The organism is Streptomyces sp. URMC 126, from assembly GCF_051386555.1.
Lineage (GTDB): Bacteria > Actinomycetota > Actinomycetes > Streptomycetales > Streptomycetaceae > Streptomyces.
Genome location: NZ_JBPQTX010000364.1, coordinates 1 through 6586, shown reverse-complemented (window position 1 = coordinate 6586; position 6586 = coordinate 1). Strand labels below are relative to the sequence as shown.

Genomic DNA, 6586 nt, shown 5'->3' with positions numbered 1-6586 from the left:
GCCGGGCCGCCCGGTCGGCCGACGGCCGCGAGAACGAGTACGCCATCGCCGCCTCCGGGACGGGTGCCATGAGGCGCGGCGGGCAAGGCGGGGAGGATAGGGAAGCCTTGCCTTAGTGGGTGCCGTTGGCGCTCAATAAGCCACAAGGGGCTGTTTTCGGTCAAGTGGCGTGACCCATTCGTTGCCCGCCCGCCCCCGCGCGCCGGGCGCCGCGCACCGGGAAGCCAAGGGAGCGGGGGCGCCCAAGCGCTGCCAATTCGTCACCTCAACCCTCCTGCGCGCTACGCGCGTTGACCGTAGGCTTCCGCAGACCGCGTCACCCGGCATCCGCCGACCCGCGCTCATCACCGCAGATATCCGCACAAAGGGGAACCCATGCACGCGACGCCGCCACGGAAGCGCCTCGCGAAAAGACTGACCGCCCATGCCGTCGTCCTCGCCGCCACCGCCGGTGTCCTCGCCGCCACGCCCGCCGGGGCCGCGGCGGCCTCCCACGGCCACGGTCACGACCACAGTCACGGCCATGGCCACGGCCGGACGGTCGACGTCCAGCTGCTGTCCTTCAACGACCTGCACGGCAACCTGGAGCCGCCGCAGGGCTCGTCCGGCACCGTCACCGAGACGCAGAAGGACGGGACGAAGAAGGTCATACCCGCCGGCGGGATGGAGTACCTGGCCGACGCGCTGCGCACCGCGCGCAAGGGACACGAGTACTCGATCACCGCCGCGGCCGGCGACATGATCGGCGCCAGCCCGCTGATGACCGGCCTGTTCCACGACGAGCCCACCATCGAGGCGCTCAACAAGCTCAAGCTCGACGTCACCTCGGTCGGCAACCACGAGTTCGACGAGGGCCGGGCCGAGCTGCTGCGGATGCAGCGCGGCGGCTGCCACCCCAAGGACGGCTGCTTCGAGAAGGGCAAGAAGTTCCGGGGCGCGGACTTCCCCTACCTCGCCGCGAACGTCACCGACGAGAAGACCGGCAAGCCCATGCTCAAGCCGTACACGATCTGGCGGCACAAGGGCGTGAAGATCGGCATCATCGGCCTCACCCTCAAGGGCACCCCCGACGTCGTCACGGCCGAGGGCGTCAAGGGCCTCAAGTTCGCCGACGAGGTCGCGACCATCGACAAGTACGCCAAGGAGCTCGACCGCAAGGGCGTCAAGGCGATCGTCACCCTCGTCCACGAGGGCGGCATGCCGGCCTCGGGTGCCTACAACGACGACTGCGACAGCCCGGGCGCCGGCGCCGGGATCTCCGGCCCGATCGTCGACATCGCCAAGAAGGTCACGCCGAAGGTCGACGCCTTCGTCACCGGCCACACGCACCAGGCGTACGCCTGCACCATCCCCGACCCGGCCGGCAACCCGCGCACGGTGACCTCGGCCGCCTCCTTCGGCCGGCTGTACACCGACACCAAGCTGACGTACGACCGCCGCACCCGCGACATCGTCCGCACCCCGGTCGCCCGGCCGCACGCCACCAACCACGTCGTCGACCGCGACCGGCCCAAGGCCGCGGACATGACCTCGCTCATCGCCCGCTGGAACGCGCTCGCCGCCCCGATCGCCAACCGGCCCGTCGGCTACATCTCCGCCGACATCAACGGCCGCGGCTCCGAGGCGTACGAGAAGCCGCTCGGCGACGTCATCGCCGACTCCCAGCTGGAGGCCCTGGCCCCGGCCGACAAGGGCGGCGCCCAGATCGCCTTCATGAACCCCGGCGGCATCCGCTCCGACCTCGCCTACAAGGCGGCGGGCGGTGAGGGCGACGGCGTCGTCACCTACGGCAAGGCGTTCACCGTCCAGCCGTTCACCAACATGATGCAGACCGCCGACCTCACCGGCGCGCAGGTCATCTCCGTCCTCCAGCAGCAGGTCAGCGGCGCGGTCAACGGACCCCAGCCGAAGATCCTGCAGATCAGCAAGGGTCTGACGTACACCCTGGACCTGACCAGGACCGGCGCCGACCGCGTCGTCGCCTCGTCGGTGAAGCTGAACGGCGAGGCGATCGACCCGGCGAAGACGTACCGCGTCGCCGCCAACGAGTTCCTGATGGGCGGCGGCGACGGCTTCGTCGCGTTCAAGGAGGCGAAGAACAAGCGGGTCGGCGCGTCCGACCTGGACGTCTTCCTCGCCTACCTGGGCGCCCACTCCTCCAAGACCAGCCCGCTGGCGCCGCCGAAGGCGGATCGGATCACGGTGGTGAAGTAACCGCCCGACGGCGTCTTCCGCGCCGGCGCCCCGCGGCGGAGTGAACCGTCGCGGGGCGCGACGTCGTCGCACGACCGTGGTGCCCCGGTGGTCAGAGCTGATCGTCGAAGAGGTCCTCGGCGCGGGTGACGGTGAATGCGCGGTCCAACCAGAGGCCGAGCGTGTCGAGGTCGGAGCAGCCGGTGACGCGCTCCCGCACGTCGTCCGATACAGCGACGCCCCTTTGGGTCAGGGTGCGCAGCACCAGCCGGGCACGCTCCTGGAGTCGGCCTTCGGCCAGACCCTTGTCCCGCCCCTTGTCGTATGTCTCTTCGATGAGGGTGCCGCGGCCGGGGAAGTACGTACGGACGTTCATCAGCTTCCTCCAGGTTTCCCTTGCCCGGGTGTCTCCCAGGCCGATCTCGAGCAGTTCCCAGTAGTACGTGGAGGTCTCCCGGTCGACCCCGTCCAGGGCACGAGCCAGCGTGTCCAGTATGGCCGCGGCGTCCGGGTGCCGCCCATGTGTCATCGCGGAGAACGCGGCCAGAGCGAGGTTCTGCGCGGCCTCTTCGACGTCGAGGATGATCGGCAGATTGCCCGGCCCCAGGACGAGCGGCCGAACGGAGAGTGCCGTCCACCCGGCGTGGCCCAGCGGAAAGGGCCCGCCGGCCCATTCCGCCGTGGCCTTGTCCTGGCAGACCACGAGCAGCAGCGCCGGGCAGGAATACTTCGCCATCAGGAACGAAAGGTAATAGGCCCAGCTCACCGCCTTTTCCTCGGCCTTGCGCCCCTGTGCCTCGACGGCGAGCAGGAGCCCTTCGCCTCCGTCGGGCGGCCTGATGCGCAGTACGGTGTCCACTCGCCGCTCCAACGGGCGGATCTCCGTGGCGTCTCCCGTGAGGACTTCGACGGCCGCTTCCTCCGGCAAGGAGACACCGAGGATCCGGAACACCGATGACAGCAGCCCGGGACGCTCCTGGAAGATCCGGTGCGACGCCTCATGTTGCGATGTGACCATGAGCCGAACGTAGGACCGCCGCGTGCCGCGCACCCCGCTTTCGCCGGGCGACCACCCGTTCGACCCCTGGCGCGAACAAGCGTTCCCTTGCGAACTCCCATTCCCCTCATTCGCCACGGCGCGCGGCATACGCCGAAGCGCCGCCCGCAGGGCACCGAGCGGCGCCGCGCGCCCCCCGCACATGACTCAAGAGGCTTGCTGCTCCAGCGCGTTGCGGCGCACAGCACACGAACCGGCACCTCAGGCCCCCGGCGCGTCCGCCGGCGGTTCCACCGCCGCTCCGGGCAGCCGGACGACGGCCACCGTGCCGCCGCCCTCCGCCGGGCGGAGGCCGACCTCGCCGCCGGCGCGGCGGACGGTGCGGGCGACGATGGAGAGGCCGAGCCCGCTGCCGGGCAGGCCCCGGGCGGACGGGGAACGCCAGAAACGGTCGAAGACGTGCGGGAGTTCCTCGGCGGGGATGCCCGGGCCGTGATCGCGTACGGTCAGTTCGCCACCGGACAGCCGGACCTCGATCTCTCCCCCGGGCGGGCTGAACTTCACCGCGTTGTCCAGCAGGTTGACGATCGCGCGCTCCAGCGCGGGCGCCTCGGCGCGTACGTACCAGGGGTCGAGCGCCGCCGTCACCGTGAGCCCCGTCGCGCGCAACCGGGCGCGTTCGACGGCCCGCGCCGCCGCCTCGTGCAGTCCGACGACCTGGACGGGAGCGGCGCCCGGGGCACTGTCGGGACGCGAGAGCTCTTGGAGATCGCCGATGAGATCGGCCAGTTCGGTCATCTGCGCCTTGACGCTGCCGAGCAGCGCCTTGCGGTCCTCGGGCGGGATGGCCCGCCCGGTCTCCTCGCTGCGGACGAGCAGGTCGATGTTGGTGCGCAGGGAGGTGAGCGGGGTGCGCAGCTCGTGGCCGGCGTCGGCGATGAGCTGTTGCTGACGGTCGCGGGACGAGGCGAGCGCGGCCGTCATGGAGTTGAAGGAGCGGGAGAGGCGCGCGATCTCGTCCTCGCCCTCGGCGGGGATGCGGACGGCCAGGTCCTCGGTCCTGGCGATGTGTTCGACGGCGCCGGTGAGCTGGTCCACCGGGCGGAGGGCCGCGCGGGCGATGACGAGGCCGATGGCCGCCGCGCCGAGGACGCCGACCCCGGCGGTGACGACGAGGACGATGGCGAGCGCGTTCATGGGCCGGTCGATGTCGCTCGCGGGCTGGGCGATCATCACCGCGAGCCCGGGCGTCACGCGGGAGGTGGCCACCCGCATCTCGGTGCCGTCGTCGGCCCGGGCGTCGTGCAGGGTGTCGGCCAGCTGTCCGGTGGCCACGGCGAGGTCCTCGACCTTGACCCGGACCGGGGACCTGCCGAGCTGGGTGCAGACGACGCCGTCGGCGGTGACGGCCTGGATCGTGTACGGGGAGGGGGAGACGAGCTTGTCGGGGACGCGGGTGCCGCACCGGTCGAGCAGGCCCTGGACGTAGTCGTCGGCGACCTTCTGGCGGCTCAGCGTGGTGTCCCGCTGCTGTTCGAGCTGCTCCTTGGTCAGTATCCAGCAGGCTCCCGCGGCCACCGCGACCGCGACGGCGACGGCGGCGGCCGTCAGCAGGGCGAGCCGGGAGCGGAGGGGAAGCCGGCGGAAACGGCTGATCATTCGGCGCCGTCCGCCCGGAGGACGTAACCGACGCCGCGCACGGTGTGGACGAGGCGCGGTTCGCCACCGGCCTCGGTCTTGCGGCGCAGGTACATCACGTAGACGTCCAGGGAGTTGGAGGAGGGCTCGAACTCGAAGCCCCAGACGTGCTTGAGGATCTGTTCGCGGGTGAGCACCTGGCGGGGGTGGGCGAGGAAGAGTTCGAGGAGGGTGAACTCGGTGCGGGTCAGCTCGACATGGCGGGCGCCGCGGGTGACCTCCCGGGTGGCGAGGTCCATGCGCAGGTCGGCGAAGGTGAGGACGTGCGTCTCCTCGGGCGCGGCGGGCGCGGTGTAGGCGCTGCGGCGGAGCAGGGCGCGGATGCGGGCGAAGAGCTCGTCGAGTTCGAACGGCTTGACGAGGTAGTCGTCCGCGCCGGCGTCGAGGCCGGTGACGCGGTCGCCGACGGTGTCGCGGGCGGTGAGCATGAGGATGGGGGTGGTGATGCCGGCGGCACGCAGCCGGCGGGCGGCGGTGAGGCCGTCCATGCGGGGCATCAGCACGTCGAGGACGATCAGTTCGGGCTCGTACGCCGTGACCTTGGCGAGCGCGTCCAGACCGTCGACGGCCAGCTCGGTGCCGTAGCCCTCGAAGGCGAGGCTGCGGCGCAGGGCCTCCCGGACGGCGGGCTCGTCGTCCACGACCAGGATGCGGGCGGGTGCGTGCGCGGTCGTGGACGCGGACGGGTCGGCGGAGCTCATCGACGTTCCTCACGTGTTCTTTCGGCGGTCACCTCGGCGGCCGGTGGGGCGGAGGCCGGTCCGCCGGCACCTCAGCTTCCCACGCGGCCCTCACCCCGGTTCAGTCGCCGCTGCCGCCCGCGCGGAGGCCGGCCAGGTCGGCCTTGACGTCGTTGACCGGGATGGCGAAGCCGAGGCCCACGCTGCCGGCCGAGTCCGACGAACCGCCGCCACCGCCCGATCCCGGCGCGAACATCGCGGAGTTGATGCCGACGATCTCGCCGTTCATGTTGATGAGGGCGCCGCCGGAGTTGCCCGGGTTGAGGGAGGCGTCGGTCTGAATCGCCTTGTAAGTGGTCTTGGACGATCCGGTGTCGCCGTTGTACTGCTCACCGCCGAACTCGAACGGCCACTGCGGCCCGTTGTCGCGCTGCCGGCCGCCGCCACCCTGCTCCTTGGGGACGGTGACCTCACGGTTGAGGGCGGAGACGATGCCACTGGTCACGGTGCCGGTCAGGCCCTCGGGAGAGCCGATGGCGACGACCTGGTCGCCGACCTGGAGCTTGCCGGAGTCGCCGAGCCGGGCCGGCTTGAGACCGCTCGCTCCCTCGATCCTGATCAGGGCGAGGTCCTTGCCGGGGTCGGTGCCGACGACCTTGGCGCTCTTGGTGGTGCCGTCGTGGAGGGTGACCTGGACGGTGTCCGCGCCCGCGATGACGTGGTTGTTGGTGATCACTTCGCCGTTCGCGGCGATGATCACGCCGGAGCCGGTGGACCGGCCGCCGGAGGTGGCCGCCTTGATCTCCACGATGCTGGGGCTGACGGCCTGCGCCACGGCGGTGACGCCCGCGCTGCGGCTGGCCGCGTTCTGCACCGGGGTCGGCCGGCCGGCGTCCTCGCCGCCGCCCGTCAGCCCGGAGACCAGCGCGGCGGACCCGCCGCCGACCAGGGCGGCGACGAGGGCGCAGGTCGCGATGAGGGTACGGGCGCCTCGGCGGCGGCGGGGCGGCTCGGGGGG

The 6586-nt window shown here is 71.6% G+C and carries 5 protein-coding genes; 1 reads left to right on the top strand and 4 read right to left on the bottom strand.

Going from position 1 to position 6586, the window contains the following annotated elements:
* Positions 1–375 precede the first annotated feature (375 nt).
* Complete coding sequence (locus tag ACSNOK_RS29210; RefSeq protein ID WP_436783800.1) at positions 376–2214, top strand: bifunctional metallophosphatase/5'-nucleotidase; 1839 nt, start codon at positions 376–378, stop codon at positions 2212–2214.
* 91 nt (positions 2215–2305) lie between these two features.
* Here ACSNOK_RS29210 and ACSNOK_RS29205 read toward each other — a convergent pair whose 3' ends face one another.
* The 4 genes from ACSNOK_RS29205 to ACSNOK_RS29190 all read right to left on the bottom strand — a co-directional run.
* Complete coding sequence (locus tag ACSNOK_RS29205) at positions 2306–3211, bottom strand: hypothetical protein (protein WP_436783799.1); 906 nt, start codon at positions 3209–3211, stop codon at positions 2306–2308.
* Positions 3212–3451: 240 nt separating this feature from the next.
* A complete protein-coding gene (locus ACSNOK_RS29200) occupies positions 3452–4849 on the bottom strand; it encodes a sensor histidine kinase (protein ID WP_436783798.1) in 1398 nt (465 codons plus the stop codon).
* Entirely contained in the window at positions 4846–5589 is a 744-nt protein-coding gene (locus ACSNOK_RS29195) for a response regulator transcription factor (RefSeq protein WP_436783797.1), read from the bottom strand. Before ACSNOK_RS29195 ends, ACSNOK_RS29200 begins: the two co-directional genes overlap by 4 nt.
* A 100-nt stretch (positions 5590–5689) precedes the next feature.
* Positions 5690–6586, bottom strand: an 897-nt coding sequence (locus ACSNOK_RS29190) for a S1C family serine protease (protein WP_436783796.1), incomplete at its 5' end; no start/stop codon positions are given.

Bases quoted from the DNA above. Each gene is read 5' to 3' on its own strand.
- ACSNOK_RS29205 (WP_436783799.1), bottom strand. From the start codon at position 3,211: ATGGTCACATCGCAACATGAGGCGTCGCACCGGATCTTCCAGGAGCGT.
- ACSNOK_RS29210 (WP_436783800.1), top strand. From the start codon at position 376: ATGCACGCGACGCCGCCACGGAAGCGCCTCGCGAAAAGACTGACCGCC.
- ACSNOK_RS29195 (WP_436783797.1), bottom strand. From the start codon at position 5,589: ATGAGCTCCGCCGACCCGTCCGCGTCCACGACCGCGCACGCACCCGCC.
- ACSNOK_RS29200 (WP_436783798.1), bottom strand. From the start codon at position 4,849: ATGATCAGCCGTTTCCGCCGGCTTCCCCTCCGCTCCCGGCTCGCCCTG.